The organism is Polaromonas sp. YR568 (assembly GCF_943371715.1).
GTDB lineage: Bacteria > Pseudomonadota > Gammaproteobacteria > Burkholderiales > Burkholderiaceae_C > Polaromonas.
Genome location: NZ_CALRVW010000002.1, coordinates 160,996 through 176,624 on the forward strand (window position 1 = coordinate 160,996; position 15,629 = coordinate 176,624).

Annotated in this window: 13 protein-coding genes; 3 read left to right on the forward strand and 10 right to left on the reverse strand. The window is 65.1% G+C overall.

All coding sequences use genetic code 11. The features are described 5' to 3' along the window. Positions 1-27: 27 nt before the first annotated feature. From AAG813_RS02215 to mltG, 3 genes are all read right to left on the reverse strand, one after another. Positions 28-1,125: a DNA polymerase III subunit delta' gene (locus AAG813_RS02215; RefSeq protein WP_341911370.1), complete on the reverse strand. Its 1,098-nt coding sequence runs from the start codon at positions 1,123-1,125 to the stop codon at positions 28-30. Beyond that, positions 1,125-1,808: a dTMP kinase gene (tmk, locus tag AAG813_RS02220; protein ID WP_341911372.1), complete on the reverse strand. Its 684-nt coding sequence runs from the start codon at positions 1,806-1,808 to the stop codon at positions 1,125-1,127. The genes AAG813_RS02215 and tmk overlap by 1 nt, the downstream gene beginning before the upstream one ends. Before the next feature lie 112 nt (positions 1,809-1,920). Continuing rightward, positions 1,921-2,928, reverse strand: coding sequence for an endolytic transglycosylase MltG (gene mltG, locus AAG813_RS02225; protein WP_341911374.1), 1,008 nt, complete (start codon positions 2,926-2,928; stop codon positions 1,921-1,923). A gap of 47 nt (positions 2,929-2,975) precedes the next feature. Here mltG and AAG813_RS02230 point away from each other — a divergent pair, with 47 nt between their 5' ends. Beyond that, positions 2,976-3,944, forward strand: coding sequence for a folate-binding protein (locus tag AAG813_RS02230; RefSeq protein WP_341911376.1), 969 nt, complete (start codon positions 2,976-2,978; stop codon positions 3,942-3,944). Between the two features lie 151 nt (positions 3,945-4,095). After that, positions 4,096-4,944, forward strand: a complete 849-nt coding sequence (locus AAG813_RS02235) for an NRDE family protein (protein WP_341911378.1) — start codon at positions 4,096-4,098, stop codon at positions 4,942-4,944. On the opposite strand, the gene AAG813_RS02240 is transcribed toward AAG813_RS02235, so the two are convergent. The 3 genes from AAG813_RS02240 to AAG813_RS02250 form a co-directional block, all read right to left on the reverse strand. Continuing rightward, positions 4,941-7,202: an O-antigen ligase family protein gene (locus tag AAG813_RS02240; protein ID WP_341911380.1), complete on the reverse strand. Its 2,262-nt coding sequence runs from the start codon at positions 7,200-7,202 to the stop codon at positions 4,941-4,943. The two genes, AAG813_RS02235 and AAG813_RS02240, sit on opposite strands and share 4 nt — an antisense overlap. 80 nt (positions 7,203-7,282) lie before the next feature. Continuing rightward, positions 7,283-8,140 carry a YbgC/FadM family acyl-CoA thioesterase gene (locus tag AAG813_RS02245; protein WP_341911382.1) on the reverse strand — a complete coding sequence of 286 codons (858 nt, stop codon included), beginning with the start codon at positions 8,138-8,140 and terminating at the stop codon, positions 7,283-7,285. 3 nt (positions 8,141-8,143) lie between these two features. Further along, positions 8,144-9,103 carry an alpha/beta hydrolase gene (locus AAG813_RS02250; protein WP_341911384.1) on the reverse strand — a complete coding sequence of 320 codons (960 nt, stop codon included), beginning with the start codon at positions 9,101-9,103 and terminating at the stop codon, positions 8,144-8,146. A 168-nt stretch (positions 9,104-9,271) separates the two neighbouring features. Between AAG813_RS02250 and AAG813_RS02255 the strand changes: the two genes are divergently transcribed. Further along, positions 9,272-10,408, forward strand: coding sequence for an iron-containing alcohol dehydrogenase (locus tag AAG813_RS02255; protein WP_341911386.1), 1,137 nt, complete (start codon positions 9,272-9,274; stop codon positions 10,406-10,408). Positions 10,409-10,441: 33 nt separating this feature from the next. Here the strand turns inward: AAG813_RS02255 and AAG813_RS02260 are convergent, their stop codons facing one another. The 4 genes from AAG813_RS02260 to AAG813_RS02275 form a co-directional block, all read right to left on the reverse strand. Next, positions 10,442-10,750, reverse strand: coding sequence for a hypothetical protein (locus AAG813_RS02260; protein WP_341911388.1), 309 nt, complete (start codon positions 10,748-10,750; stop codon positions 10,442-10,444). Positions 10,751-10,753: 3 nt separating this feature from the next. Continuing rightward, a complete protein-coding gene (locus tag AAG813_RS02265; protein ID WP_341911391.1) occupies positions 10,754-11,800 on the reverse strand; it encodes an adenylate/guanylate cyclase domain-containing response regulator in 1,047 nt (348 codons plus the stop codon). A gap of 145 nt (positions 11,801-11,945) precedes the next feature. Continuing rightward, positions 11,946-13,073 (reverse strand): patatin-like phospholipase family protein, encoded by a 1,128-nt coding sequence (locus AAG813_RS02270; RefSeq protein WP_341911394.1) that lies wholly within the window; start codon positions 13,071-13,073, stop codon positions 11,946-11,948. Positions 13,074-13,185: 112 nt separating this feature from the next. Further along, positions 13,186-15,552, reverse strand: coding sequence for a Tex family protein (locus AAG813_RS02275; RefSeq protein ID WP_341911396.1), 2,367 nt, complete (start codon positions 15,550-15,552; stop codon positions 13,186-13,188). Between the last annotated feature and the right edge of the window lie 77 nt (positions 15,553-15,629).

The following is a 15,629-nucleotide window of genomic DNA, read 5'->3' on the forward strand; positions in this document are numbered from 1 at the left end:
CGCCGGGCTGTCAGCAAGAAGCCGCGCTTATTTTGAATTGAGCGCCAGCTGCGCGCGGCTGACCAGCGCTTCCAGCATCAGGCCCGGGTTGTAGGGGTGCTCCACGGTACGCGCCGTGGCCGCCAGCTCCTTGGCCCAGGCGCCCAGCGCGGCAAAGCCGGGGCCAACACCTGAACCAGCCGCGCCAGCCGCACCGGGTTTGCCGACGGACTGCACCGGCAAGTCGGCGTGGCGAAAAAACCGCGGTTCGGCGCCGGCCCGGGTGGCCAGCATGTCGTGGCAGAGCTTTTGCAGCGCGTCGACGGCCTGAGCCGGCCCGAAATCGCTCAATGCCCCGACCTCGCCCCGGGCCATGGCTTTGGGCAGGGCCTGCCAGTGCTGGGCAATCGCGCTGCTCGGTCCAGCCTGCGCGCGTTGCAGTGCGTCGGCGGGCCGGCCGCCGGCGGCAGCCAACAGGGTGTGCAGGTCGGCGGCGGCGGGCGACTTGCCGGCCTTGCCTTCCGGCCCGGCACGCTCGGCCAGCCAGGCCAGGGCCTGGTCAAAATCCGGCCAGTGCATGGTGTGGCCCTGGCAGCGGCTGCGGATGGTCGGCAGCAACTGGTGCGCGGCCTCGGTCGCGAGGATGAACTGCACGGCGCCGGGCGGTTCTTCCAGCGTCTTGAGCAGGGTGTTGGCGGTGATCGCGTTCATGCGTTCGGCCGGGTAGACCAGCACCACCTTGGTACTGCCGCGCGAACGGGTGAACTGGGTGAAGCTCACCGCCTCGCGTGCCGCATCGACCTTGATTTCCTTGCTGGGCTTGCGTTTCTTGCTGTCCAGGTCGTCCTGGGTTTTTTCGTCCAGCGGCCAGCCGAGGGCCAAGGAAAGGGTTTCGGGCATCAGCATGCAGAGGTCGGCATGGGTGTGGACGTCGACCGCATGGCAGCTGCCGCACACGCCGCAGGCGCCCTGCTCTGTGGCCTGCTCACACAGCCAGGCCCGCGCCAGGGCCAGCGCCAGGTCGAACTGGCCCAGGCCGGAGGGGCCGCTGAGCAGCCAGGCATGGCCGCGCTGGGCCAGCAGGGTTTGCAGCTGGGTCTGCAGCCAGGGGGCCAGAGGCGGGCTGGCTGCGACAGAATCGCTCATCAGAGCCAGCCTTTGCCGATAAACACCTGATGCACCGACTGCCACACGGCCTCGCGTGTCTGGGCGGCGTCGATGCGGGCAAAACGCCCGGGGTCGAGGGCCATGCGGTCGGCATAACCCTGGGCCACACGGCGGAAAAACTCCACCGGCTGGGCTTCGAACCTGTCCGGCACGCGGGCGCCGGTCAGGCGCTGCGCGGCTTCTTCGGGCGGCAGATCGAACCAGACCGTCAGGTCGGGCTGGACAATCGGCACAGCCTCTTGCCTGGGACCGAGTTCAAGAATAAAACCATGCCCCAGCCCCCGTGCATCCTGCGCCCACAGCTCCAGTTTTGATAGCACATCGAGGTCGAAGCCGCGCCCGCCACCCTGGTAGGCAAAGGTCGCGTCAGTGAAGCGGTCGCACAGCACCACGTCGCCGCGCAACAGCGCCGGGACGATCACGGTGGTCAGGTGGTCGCGCCGGGCCGCAAAAATCAGCAGGGCTTCGGTCAGCGCGTCCATGGGATCGTTGAGGATCAGGGCGCGCAGCTTCTCGGCCAGCGGCGTGCCGCCCGGTTCACGGCTCAGGGTCACGGCCCTGCCCTGCGCCTTGAAGGCGTCGGCCAGCGCGCTGATGTGCGTGGATTTGCCCGCGCCGTCTATGCCTTCGAAGCTGATGAAAAGACCAGGAGCGGCATTCACAGGGGCACCTCTTTTTCAGCAGGGGCCGCGGAACCGGCTTTGTCGGGCCGCAGGCGCAGCGCCGCCTCGGGGGGCAGCGACGACACGTCAGTGCGGAGCGTGGGGGCCATATTTACTGACCGCGCTGGTATTTGTTGACGGCGCGGTTGTGCTCGTCGAGGCTGCTGCTGAAGTGGCTGGTGCCGTCGCCACGCGCGACAAAATACAGGGCCTTGGTTTGGGCCGGCTGCACCGCGGCCAGCAGGGCGGCCTTGCCAGGCATGGCAATCGGTGTGGGCGGCAGGCCGGTGCGGGTGTAGGTGTTGTACGGTGTGTCGGCCTGCAGGTCGCGCTTGCGCAGGTTGCCGTCGAACTGTTCGCCCAGCCCGTAAATCACCGTCGGGTCGGTCTGCAGCATCATGCCGATGCGCAGGCGGTTGCTGAACACCCCGCCGATTTCCGGCCGGTCCGAAGGTTTGCCGGTTTCCTTTTCAACAATGCTGGCCAGGATCAGGGCTTCATCGGGCGTTTTCAGGGGCGTGTCCGCGCTGCGCAGCGCCCAGGCCGCTTCGAGGCGTTTGTCCATCGCGCGGGCCGCGCGTTTGAGGACCGCCAGGTCGCTGGAGCCCTTGGCATAGGTGTAGGTGTCGGGGAAAAACCGGCCTTCGGGATGCACGCCGGGCTTGCCCAACTGCGCCATGATGGCTTGAGCGTCCAGCCCCTGGGTGTCGGGTTTGAGGGCTTCGGCTTTTTGCAGGGCGGCGCGTACCTGGCGAAAGTTCCAGCCCTCGACAAAGGTCACGCTCTTGAGGCTTTCCTCGCCGCGGACCAGCATGCTCAGCAGCGTGCGTGGCGTGGTGCCCGGCGTGATTTCGTAACTGCCAGCCTTGATCTGGCGCGCCTGGCCCGATAGGCGAAACCAGGCATACAGCAACACCGGCTGCACGTCGACGCCACTGGCGGCCACGACGCCGGCCACGCGCTGGGCGGGGGTGCCGGGCTCGATCTCCAGGTCCAGCACCAGGCTGCCGGGCTGCGGCTTCAGGGTCAGGGGTTCGTGCAGCCACCAGCCGACGGCACCAAACACCACCAGACCGGCGACAAACGCCAGCACGAGCAAACTCATCAAGAAACGACGCACAACCCTGTTACCTTCCGGAAAACGATGGGTCTATGATAATTCAGCCCATGTTGACCCTTCCTTCAGATTCCCCTCCTGCTTCGCTGCCATTGACCACCTTGCCGTCCGGCGTTGCCGAACTGACGCACCTGGGCGTGATCCGTGTCGCCGGTGAAGAGGCCGCCAAATTCCTCCAGGGCCAGCTGACGCAGGACGTGGCGCTGCTGGGGCTTGCCGAGGCGCGCCTGGCCGCGTTCTGCAACGCCAAGGGCCGCATGCAGGCCAGCTTCATTGTGTTCAAACGCAGCGAGGGCGAGATCCTGCTGGTCTGCAGCCGCGACATCCTGCTTGCCACCCTCAAGCGCCTGTCCATGTTTGTGCTGCGTGCCAAGGCCAAGCTCTCTGGTGCCACGGCGGAGTACACCCTCTGCGGACTGGCTGGTGATGCTATCGAAACCATAGCTGGCAGCCTGCATCCTGCCTGGACCAAGCTCGATTTTGATGCTGCAAACCTGGTGTTCCTGTATCCCGGCGCCGGCCAGCCGCGCGCCCTGTGGTGCGCCCCGGCCGGCACGCCGGCGCCTGCGGGCGCGGCGCTGCCACTGGCGCACTGGCACTGGCTCGACGTGCAGTCGGGCATCGCCATGATCACGCAGCCGATTTTCGAAGCCTTGGTGCCGCAGATGCTCAACTACGAGTCGGTCGGCGGCGTGAGTTTCAAGAAAGGCTGTTACCCCGGCCAGGAAATCGTGGCGCGCAGCCAGTTTCGCGGCACGCTCAAGCGCCGCGCCTACGTGGCGCACACCGACGGCACGCCGCAGGTGGGCCAGGAGGTGTTTCATGCTGCAGACGCGGAACAACCTTGCGGCCTGGTCGCGGCCTGTGCGCCGCACCCGGCGGCAGGTTTTGATGTGATCGTGTCGCTGCAGACTGCTGCCGCGGCCGATGCCGAAGGCGGGCGGCTGACTTTAGGCAGTGCGGCCGGGTCAGCGCTGGTTTTGCTGCCTTTGCCTTACCCGCTGCTGGAAGATATCTAGTGCGCAACGCGCGGCCGCTCCAGGCAAAACCAGCCGCTCCCCTTCCTCTTCATCAGCCGGGGCCGCGGAACCGGCTTTGCCGGGCCGCAGGCGCAGTGCCCCCTCGGGGGGCAGCGCAGTACGCGAAGCGACAAGCGTGGGGGCCTGAGGCGTGTGCCTGATCGCCTTTGCCATTAGTGCCTCGCCGCGCTGGCCCCTGGTGATCGCTGCCAATCGCGATGAATTCCTGAACCGGCCCACGGCGCCACTGGCGCGCTGGACCACCGATGCGGGCAAGGAAGTGATCTCCGGGCGCGACCTGCGCGCAGGCGGCACCTGGCTGGGCCTGAGCCCCGGCGGGCGGATGGCAATGCTGACCAATGTGCGCGAGCCGCATCCGGTCGCCGGTGAACGATCCCGCGGTGAGCTGGTCATGCGCTGGCTCGAAGGCGAAATGGATGCCGGCCAGTTCATGGCGCAGACCGACTGCGCGGCGTATGGCGCCTTCAACCTGGTGCTCGGTGATTTTCAATCCTCCACTTGGCACTGGCTCACCAACCAGTCCGACCCCGATGGCAGGCCGGTTGAGGGCTGGCAGGCGTGCGCGCTCAAGCCCGGTGTGTACGGTCTGTCCAACGGCGCGCTGGACACACCCTGGCCCAAGACCCGCGCACTGAAAAAAGCGCTGTGCCAGGCGCTCGATTCAGACCGTCAGGAGGACCTGCAGGCCGGACTCTGGTCCGCCCTGCAGGACCGGCAGCGCCCCGGCGACGGGCAGTTGCCGCGCACGGGGGTGCCGCTGGCCCTGGAGCGTGCGCTGTCGAGTGTGTTTGTCGAATTTCCCGAGCATGCTTATGGCACGCGCAGCAGCACGCTGCTGGTGGTAAGCCGCAGCGGCAGCAACGATGACTGCCACCGCCATGACGTGCTGATTCAGGAACAGACCCACCTGCGGCCCGATGGTCCGGTCGATGCTCCCGCGCAGTCGGCCGTCCGCCTGCGATGGAGCGCAGCGGCTTAAAGCCGTGTCAGGTAAGCGGCCGGAATTTTCTGACGGGCCGCTTCTTTGTCTGCCTCGGGGCTGGCCGCCAGCGCAGCGCGGTAGGCTTCCAGCGCCAGCGCGTCGTTCTTTTTGTGTTCGGCGTAGATCCGTCCCAGCTCCAGCAACGCCTCCACCCTTCCCTCCGGCCAGCTTTGGTTGCGCAGAGTCAATCCTTCAAGGGCGAGATCGTAGTCCTGCGTGCGCAGGCCCAGGCTCACCGCGGCATTGACGAGGTTGTAGTCGTAGAAGCCCTCGTCCAAGTAGCGACGCGCCAGCTTCGCGGCTTCCGGTTCGCGGCCTGCCCGGGCCAGCACCAGCAACTCCAGCCCACGTACGGCGGGTGACTCTGGTTGCAGTTTCTTGCAACGCTCCAGAAACTCCAGCGCCTTGGCGTGTTGGCCCAGCTGGGAATAACCGCGCACGAGATTGGACAACATCGCCACCACATACGGCCTGGACTCGACTACCGACTCCCAGATCCAGATCGCGTTGTCCCAGTCCCCCCAGCGCGCAAGATGGTCCGCAACCATGGGGGTGATCTTGCGGTAATGCGGGTTGATCCTGGTGCCCTCATCCATCAAAACCAGCATCTCGTTTTTGCTCTTGTTCCATCGCGGGTTCGTGGGATCACCGGACTGCGAGATCATGAGAGCCCGCTTGACAGCGGTGATGATCTTGTATTCGCTCGCGGCTGCCTGCTGGCTGATATAGCCGGCAAGCATCAGGCAAAAAATACTGGCGAAAAAACCTGCCCGGGAAAATGCTGGCCGCCAGGGCAGTTGGCTGCTCCAGTGCCATCGGGACGCATCACGCCGCGAATCGGAAGCGGCAAGCAGGGCCAGGCCGGTGGCAAAAATGGCACCCGTCGACGCCAGCCGCCATGGGAAACCGGCGTTGCTGACCAGCAGTAGCGCCAGCAAACTGGTGAGCAAAATGGCGCGAACCCCCGCCTCGGCGGGGTCCCCGGATTTCCTGTCCTGAAAGGTATGCCAGGCCGAGAGCAGCAAGTAGCCGAACAAGCCCATCAGGGCGATCCAGCCGACCAGACCGTATTCGGCGATCAGTTGAAGGCTTTCGTTGTGGGCGTAGTAGTCGGTTTCCAGCGGCGAGTCTGCGGTCTGGTAAAGGGGGGAGTCGACCTCCCACGCCCCCGCGCCGACTCCGCTGAAAGGCCGGTCAGCAATCATGCGTGCCGTGGCTTTCCACATGATCAGCCGCACTGAAACTGAGCCGTCGGCAAATTCTGCCTTGTCGGTGAGTTCCCTGACCACCGAGGCGCTGCGGTACACGCCGCGCTCCAGCGCGTTGCTCCCGCGCTGCTCACCTGCAATGCTCGGGTTGCCGGTGTCGATCAGGCCGAGGCCGAACACAGTGCCGAGCAGAACCATGAGTGCCATCGCACGCGAGACGGGGGACCAATGCCAGAAATTGAACTGCCGACGGTAGATGAACCCAATCGCTGGCAAGACCATGAATAGCATGAACCAAAAGGTAATGAGCGCCGACCGGGTGCCGGTCATCAGCAGGGCGACCACGATGAAGCCTGTGCTGAAGGCCATCAGGACAATCTGCGCCAGACGCTGCGACTGGGCCAGAAGATAGACCGAAAACGGGATGGCGCATACCGCCATTTCCGCGAAAAAATTACGGTTGGCAAAGGTCGAGGCGGGGTTGGGGCCTTGCGGAAAATAGCTGAAATTCACCCAGAACTGCAATGCTGTCCAAAGCGAGGCCATGACGGCTCCCCAGTGGATACCCCGGGCCAGCAGGGGCAGCGCAGCCGGTGAAAAAGTGTTCAACCCGAGCCAGAGCAGCAGGCTGAAAACAAACCAGCGTATCGCCTCCACCCCGGCCAGATAGGTATGGGACCAAGCCATGCTGCCGAGGGCATAAGCCATCAGGATCAATGGAAACCACATCAGGACATGCCAGCGCAAAGGCTGATGGCGCTTGCGCTGATGCCAGAAAAAGAGCAGCGCTGCGGCCAGGGTCATCAGTGAGACCACCATCGATTTCAGGGTGTCCTGCACCATTTCCTGAAAAGGAACGCCGATGGCCGGCACCAGAAACAGCATGGCCGCCAACACCGCGACTACCGCGCTGCTCCGAACGTCGCTGGCTGCCGGGAAAGTGGGCGCCTGTTCGTACGGCAACGGTGGGTCCACGGAAAGCAGCACATCGGCCCCTACGCTGAGGCCGGCCGTTTTGCCGGGGGAAGCTCTCTTTTTCTTGGCCATGGAACGTCAGTCTCGTGCGTGGGGTGCGAAGTGGAAAGTGCCTTGCCCACTTGGTATTGTCACCGGGCCACGCGTAGGCCTCAGAGTTGACGAAACATCTCGATGTGTGGGATATCCACCTCATCAAACGGCTCGCCGCGCAGAGTGAAACCCAGCCGGCTGTAAAAACCCTCGGCGCTGCGCTGGGCGTGCAGCACGACCTCGGTGTCGCCGCGTTGCCGGGCCTGGGCCATCAGGGCGTGCAGCAGGTCGCGTCCCAGGCGGGTGCCCCGGAGCACCCGGCTCACGGCCATGCGCCCGATCTTTCCGGTGCCGGGGGCGTGCTGCAGCAGCCGGCCCGTGGCCACCGGCTGGCCCAGGCCGTTGTAGGCCACGGCATGCACCGCGCTGTGGTCGGCCTCGTCCCACTCCATCTCCATCGGAATGCCCTGCTCTTCGATGAACACTTCGGAGCGGATGGCGCCCGCATGGGCGCCGAGTTCTGCCCAGGAGCCGAGCTTGAGCGAAACCATGGGCTCGCCGGCTTCGTAGGCGGTCAACATGCGCCGCAGCTCGTCGGGCACCGGCCGGGAGGTTTGCGTGACCGGGTCGGCAAACACATAGATCAGCTCGCTGGTGATCAGCAATTGCTCACCGCGGAAAATGGCGCCGGTGAACACCATGGATGAGGTGCCGATGCGCGAGCATTTCATGGCGACGTCGAGCTGGTCGTCGCAACGCGCCGAGGCGTGGAATTCGATGGTGGCTTTCTTGACATACAACTCGCCGCCCAGCTGCTGCATGGCCTGTTCATACGGCAGGGCCAGCGCACGCCAGTAGTCGGTGACCGCGGTGTCGAAGTACATCAGGTAGTGCGCGTTGAAGACAATTTTCTGCATGTCCACTTCGGCCCAGCGCACGCGCAGGCGGTGAAAAAAACGGAAATCCTGTCGTTTCATGGGTCAGTCTCTTTCAAAAAATGCACGGTGCAAGGCAGCGGCTGCGTCGGCATGGGCTTGCCGCGCCTCGGGAATAATGCGGCCCATCTTGATGAACTCGTGGGTGACGCCGCGGTAAATTTCCAGATCCACCGCCACGCCGGCCGCTCTCAGCTTGTCGGCGTACATCACGCCTTCGTCGACCAGCGGGTCGCATTCTGCCAGCCCCACCCAGGCCGGCGCCACATCGTCCACGTCAGGGGTGTTCAGGGGCGCAAAACGCCAGTCGTCACGGTCGGCCGGGCCGCGCACATATCTGCTGAAAAACCAGTTGATCTCGCGCTCCTCGAGCACAAAACCGCGCGCAAACTGGCGGTGTGAGGGCGTGTCCTGGTGCGCTGAACAGCCGGGGTAAAACAGCAGTTGCAGGGCCAGTGGCAGGCCGGCATCGCGGGCCAGCACCGCGCACACCGCGGCCAGGGTGCCGCCGGCGCTGTCGCCGCCCACCGCCATTCGCTTGCCGTCCAGTCCGAGCGTGTCAGCATGAGTTGCCAGCCACCGCAGCGCATCCTCAGCGTCATGGGCAGCCGTCGGAAACTTGTGCTCGGGGGCGAGCCGGTAGTCCACCGACACCACCGCGCAGCCGGCCAGCAGGCTGAGCTGGCGGCACAGGATGTCATGCGTTGTGATGCTGCCTATGGTGAACCCGCCGCCGTGGAAATACAGCAGCACCGGCAACACCTCGGCCGAAGGCGCGTACAGCCGGGCCGGCAAGGCATGACCGTCGCGTGCCGGAAGGTGAAAGTCTTCTACGCGGGCCAGCGCGGGTTTGGGAATTTCCAGCACGCCGGCGCCGGCTTCGTAAGCCGCGCGAGCCTGGGTGGCCGTCAGCGTGTGAAACGCCGGGTGCCCTGCCCGCCCCATGCGGCTGATCACGTCGCGCATGGCGGGCGTCAGCAGGGCGTGCGCAGCCTGTCCCCGCATTTACCGGGAGGCCGGAAACATCGGCCGGCCGCCCGCTATCGCCAAAGTGACCATCATCCGGGTATGCATGCAAGTCAAGAGAGTCTCCAGCCGGTAAAGTAGGGTGTTCAGGTTGGGCAGGAATACGACAACCGCCCCGCATCGTACAACGCCGAAAGACAGCAAACCATGGCCTTCATTTACTACGTCACCCAGATCCAGTTCGACTACGGCTCGGTCAAGCTCCTCAAGCAGGAATGTGAACGTGTGGGCATCAGCAAGCCGCTGGTCATCACCGACGCCGGGGTCAAGGCGGCAGGTGTCCTGCAAAAAGCGCTCGACGCCCTGCCCGGCATGACCGTGGCGGTGTTCGACCAGACGCCCTCGAACCCGACCGAGGCCGCCGTGCGCGCCGCAGTCGCCATGTACAAGGCCCAGGGCTGCGACGGCCTGATCGCCGTCGGCGGCGGCTCGGCGATCGACTGTGCCAAGGGCGTGGCGATTGCCGCCACCCACGAAGGCCCGCTCAAGACCTACGCCACCATCGAGGGCGGCTCGCTCAAGATCACCGACCGCGCGGTGCCGCTGATTGCCGTGCCCACCACCAGCGGCACCGGCAGCGAGGTGGCGCGCGGCGCCATCATCATCCTCGACGACCACCGCAAGGTCGGCTTCCACTCCTGGCACATCGTTCCCAAAGCGGCGATCTGCGACCCCGAACTGACGCTGGGCCTGCCTGCCAAACTGACGGCGGCCACCGGCATGGACGCGATTGCGCACTGCATGGAAACCTTCATGGCACCCGCCTTCAACCCGCCGGCCGACGGCATCGGCCTGGACGGCCTGCAGCGCGGCTGGGCCCACATCGAACGCGCCACGAAAGACGGCAGCGACCGTGAAGCCCGGCTCAACATGATGAGCGCGTCCATGCAGGGCGCGATGGCCTTCCAGAAAGGCCTGGGCTGCGTGCACAGCCTGAGCCACAGCTTGGGCGGCGTCGATCCGCGCCTGCACCACGGCACGCTGAACGCGATGTTTCTGCCGGCCGTCGTGCGTTTCAACGCGAGCGCCGAGTCGATTCAAAAGGAAAACCGCCTGAACCGCATGGCGCAGGCCATGGGCTTGGCCTCAGGCAGCGACATCCCGGAGGCGATCAAGGACATGAACGCCCGCCTGGGGCTGCCCAAGGGCCTGGCCGAGATGGGTGTGCAGCGCGATCAGTTCGACCAGATCATCGTGGGCGCGATGGCCGACCACTGCCACAAGACGAATCCGCGGATTGCGACGGCCGGGGAGTATGCGCAGATGCTGTCGGATTCACTGTGACCGGAGCCTGGCCCCGCTGCAGACCGGGCCGGCTCAGAAGTTCTTGACGGTTTTCTTGCGCAGCGATTCCGGCAGGCTCAGGCTCGTCGGGTCCCAGCCTTCAATGTCAAGGACCCGGGTCAGGCATTGCTCCATGACTTCATGCGATTGCGCGGCAGCAGCGGCAATGGCCTCATGCACCAGCCGGTCGTTGGCCGTGTCGTTGGCACAGCTCATCTGGTAGTCGTACAACTCGCGCAATTCAAACAGGGCGCGGCAGACCTGGGCCGGACACGCGCACTGGTAAACCAGGGACTGGTCAATCACTTTGCTGAGTTGCGCGGCGCTGTATGTTTCTTGCATGATTCAGGTTCCAGTTGCAGTTGCGGTGATTTCGCGGGCCGGGTTCAGAGCGACACAATCGACACCGGCGTCAAAGCCGCGAATGGACACGCGTCCGATCGACCGGGTGACCGGGTGACTGAAGCGGGCCGCGGCGTAGGCTTGTTGGGTGGTGATGACCTCGCGTGCGCTGGCCATGCTGCAAAGGCGGGCGGCCAGATGCACGCTGGCTCCGATCACGTCGTATTGCTGCTTCTGCCCTGCCCGGCTGGAGTCGCCCACCAGGCCGGCCAGAACCAGGCCGCCGGCCACGCCGATCCCATAGGGAAAAATCTGCTGGCAGCTGTTGCTCGCCAGCTCCACGGCGCAACGCAGCGCCAGATACGATTTCCCCATTCCACGGAAAACGGCCAGCACGCCATCACCGGTGAATTTGATGACCGACCCCTCATAGTCGCGCACCAGCCTGGCCTGAATGCTCAGGGTCTGATTGAGCTGCCTGAAGAACTCGCGCGGCGGCAGCTGGGTGATCATTTCGGAGGAGCGGCGAATGTCGGTAAAGACCACCGTGCCTTCAAAAAGCTCGACCTCGCCGGCGTGATGGCGGTTCATCGCCGACAGTGCATCCTCGGGCAACAGGTTTTCCAGCCGCGCAGCCTTGACTTCCATCGCGAGGCTGGCCCGCTTGCCCTGGGCCACATCGTCCAGCGCGGCCTGGAAACGCAGGTTCAAAAACGGCTTTTCCAGGATGGCGTCCAGCGCACCGGTTTCCCGGTTCCAGCTGCGCAGCCGCTTGATGGCCGGCCCTGCCGAAGCCATGGCCAGGATGGCCGTGTGCGGTGCGATCCGCCTGATCAGGGCGCAGCTTTCCAGACTTTCAGGAAGATCGAAGTGGTAGTTGAAGATCACCAGATCCGGCCTGGTGCTGGCGACAGCCTGGGCCAAGCCGGAAACATCGGCGAAGTGCTCCACCTGGGTGAAGCCCTGCGCCTGGATGTTGGCCACCAACAGGGCGGCCGTGACCGGATCGTGGTCCATCACCAGCAAATGCATGTTTTTTTCGCTCGCCATGGGCCTTGGGTGGACTGGATTCGCTTGCTGGGCGCGGGAGGACTTTTCCTGACCGCACCTGACTGGAACGACCTTAGCACAGGGTTCAAAGCCGTGTTGTCCGGTCGGTTCCGGCTGCGCGCTGGTTCCCGAGCGCAGCCTTCACTCACAGCTTGTGCAACTGTCCCATGTCCGGCTTCGCCAGCCATTGCTGCAACTCGTCCACCAGTTGCGTGCTGGCGGTGACGGCGGTGCGCCAGGCTTTCATGCGGCCGGCCAGATCGGTTCCGTAGCGCAAGAAGTCGTTGCGGTCGGGCAGCTTGCCGTTGGGCAGGGTCTGGACCCAGGCCGGGTCGGGTGCCAGCAGCAGCATGTTGTCGAGGAAGTGCGTCGCGCCGTGGCGCCATTTCAGGCCCTTGTCGAGCCAACCGGGCACCACGGCTTTCTGAAAGTGCGGGTACAGCACCAGACCCGGAAGTTTCGAGTCATTTTGGCCTCCAGCCCCGGTCCCGTCTGCGCCAGCAGCTATCAAATCAGAAGCATAGTTGAGGTGCAGGTGGTAGTCGGTGATGCCGCCATCCCAGTAGGCGCCGGGCGGCGCGCCGGGAATGTTGTGCACGGCCTGGAGCATGAAGGGAATCGAGCAGCTGGCCTGCAGCGCCGGGTTGAAGTTGGCCTCGGTCAGTGCCAGCTGGCGCGTGCGGTAGTCGCTGGTGGCAAAGGGCAAAGGCGCGCCCTGGCTGGAAAAAACCACCCGCTCCAGCCAGGCGCCCATGGCCTTGCGGCGCACGGTGTTGGTGAGGAATGCACCCAGATAGCCCAGCGGCGTGCCCAGGCGGTGTTCCCGCCCCAGCAGGTGGCGTCCGCGCGAGGTGACGATGTGCAGGCGGTAACGCGGGTGCTGCAGCACCTGCAACACGCGGCCGCCGTAAAAGTCCTTCAGGCTCTGGCCGAACTGCTCGCTGACCTGCTGTGCGCTGGGCCGTTTCTGGCCGGGCAACACCTCGAAATGCTGGCGAATGTAGTCGTCTTCCAGGCGCTGGAAAGCCGCCACCGGCTCGTCCAGGCAGGCCGTCGCCATGCGCCAGGCACCTATCGAGGCGCCGACCAGGTGCACCGGCTGGCTGCTGCCCGCCAGCCAGTCGCCGAAGATGAAACGGTCCAGCGGCCCCAGCACCAGGCCCTTGGGCCCGCCCGCCGCACCCGGCACCACACGCACGTCCTGCGGACGCAGGCCGTGTTGCTCGATGTGGCGGTGGGCCTGGGGGCCGGCGTAAAGGCGGAGGGCTTGCATGGAGGGAATCGCGGTTGCTATAGTTCTGGTAGCTGCTTGCGACCGTGCTGATTGGGCTGCAAGCCTATTTGATATCAAACCCGGCGCCCTGGAGCCTGCTCCGGGACAAACGCTATTTCTTGAGTCCGGCCAGCTTGCTGAAGGCCGATTCCATCGCCGTCGATGCAGCCGGCTGCGGCGCCCTGCCCTGCCCGCCACCATAGTTGCCACTTCGGTTCTGCCCCTGGCCCGGCCGCGCGCCTTCAAAGCGGTTGTCGCGCGGGGCGTCACGGCGCGCCGGGGCCGCGTCCAGCTTCATGGTCAGGGCGATGCGTTTGCGCGCCACGTCCACCTCGGTCACGCGCACCTTCACGATGTCGCCGGTCTTGACCACCTCGCGTGCGTCGGTCACGAACTTGTTGGAGAGCTGGCTCACATGCACCAGGCCGTCCTGGTGCACACCGATGTCGATGAAGGCGCCGAAGGCGGCCACGTTGCTGACCGTGCCCTCCAGCGTCATGCCTTCTTTCAGGTCCTTGATGTCTTCCACGCCGTCGTTGAAACGCGCCACCTTGAAGTCGGGGCGCGGGTCGCGGCCCGGTTTTTCGAGTTCGGCAAGGATGTCCTTGACGGTGATGACGCCGAACTGCTCATTGGCAAACAGCTCTGGCTTGAGCGTCTTGAGCATTTCGGCGCGGCCCATGAGTTCGGCCACCGGCTTGCCGGTGTGCGCCATGATTTTTTCAACCACCGGATAGGTTTCGGGGTGCACACCGGTCATGTCCAGCGGGTTGCTGCTGGCGCGCAGGCGCAAGAAACCGGCGCTTTGCTCAAAAGTCTTGGCGCCCAGGCCGGTGACCTTGAGCAAGTCGGCCCGGCTGGCAAACGCACCGTTGGCGTCGCGCCAGCGCACCACGGACTTGGCCACGGTCTGGGACAGGCCCGAGACACGCGCCAGCAGCGGCACACTCGCGGTGTTCAGGTCCACGCCCACGCTGTTCACGCAGTCTTCGACGACCGTGTCCAGGCTGCGCATCAGGTCGCTCTGGTTCACGTCGTGCTGGTACTGGCCGACGCCGATGGACTTGGGGTCGATCTTCACGAGCTCGGCCAGCGGGTCCTGCAGGCGGCGCGCAATGCTGGCGGCACCGCGCAGGCTCACGTCCACATCGGGCATCTCCTGGCTGGCGAATTCACTGGCCGAATACACCGAGGCGCCGGCTTCGCTGACCACGACTTTTTCGATGACCTGTTCAACCTTGGCCAAACCCTTGATCAGGTCAGCGGCGAGCTTGTCGGTTTCGCGGCTTGCCGTGCCGTTGCCAATGGCGATCAGGTTGACGCCGTGTTTCTCGCAGAGTTTGGCCAAGGTGTGCAGCGAGCCTTCCCAGTCCTTGCGCGGCTCGTGCGGAAAAACCGTGGCGGTTTCGACCAGCTTGCCGGTGGCGTCCACCACAGCGACCTTGACGCCGGTGCGTATGCCGGGGTCCAGGCCCATGACCACGCGTGGGCCGGCCGGTGCGGCCAGCAGCAGGTCGCGCAGGTTGTCCGCGAAGACCTTGATCGCAACTTTTTCGGCTTCCTCGCGCAGGCGGCTGAACAGGTCGCGCTCGATCGACAGGCTGAGCTTGACGCGCCAGGTCCACGCCACGCACTTGCGCAGCAGGTCGTCGGCCGCCCTGCCCTTGTGGCTCCAGCCCAGGTGCACGGCAATTTTCCCTTCGGCGATGCTGGGTTTGCCGGGTTCGGGGATTTCGGGCAGCAGCAGCTTGGCGTCCAGGATTTCCAGACCGCGGCCACGAAACACCGCCAGCGCGCGGTGCGAGGGCACGCGGCCGATCGGCTCGTCGTAGTCGAAGTAGTCGCGGAACTTGCTGTTGTCAACGTTGTTTTCATCCTTGCCGGTAACCAGCTTGGACGAGAGCAGGCCTTCGCTCCAGAGCCACTGGCGCAGCGACTGCAGCAGCGCGGCGTCTTCGGCCCAGCGTTCGGACAGGATGTCGCGCACGCCGTCGAGCACGGCCTGCACGGTGGTGAAGTCGTCGCCGTTTTCGTTTTTTTCGGCTTTCACGAAAGCCGCCGCCTCGTCCGCCGGTATGAGCGCCGGATCGGCAAACAGCTTGTCGGCCAGCGGCTCGATGCCGGCCTCGCGCGCGATCTGGCCCTTGGTACGGCGTTTCTGCTTGAAGGGCAGGTACAGGTCTTCGAGCTCCTGCTTGGTCGGTGCCGCGGCAATCGCGGCGGCCAGTTCGGGCGTCAGCTTGCCCTGCTCTTCAATGCTTTTGAGCACGGACTCGCGCCGCTCCTGCAGCTCGCGCAGGTAACCGAGACGAAACTCGAGTTCGCGCAACTGGATGTCGTCGAGACCGCCGGTGACTTCCTTGCGGTAACGCGCGATGAAGGGCACGGTGGCGCCGCCGTCGAGCAGTTCGACGGCGATCCTGACCTGGTGTTCCTGAACCTTGATTTCCGCCGCGATCTGGCGAATGATTTTTTGCATGAAGAGGGGGGATTCGTCGTTGGCTGTGAATGGGGAAAACCGGATTGGCGCCGGGCCTCAAACCACGGCGCCAAGGG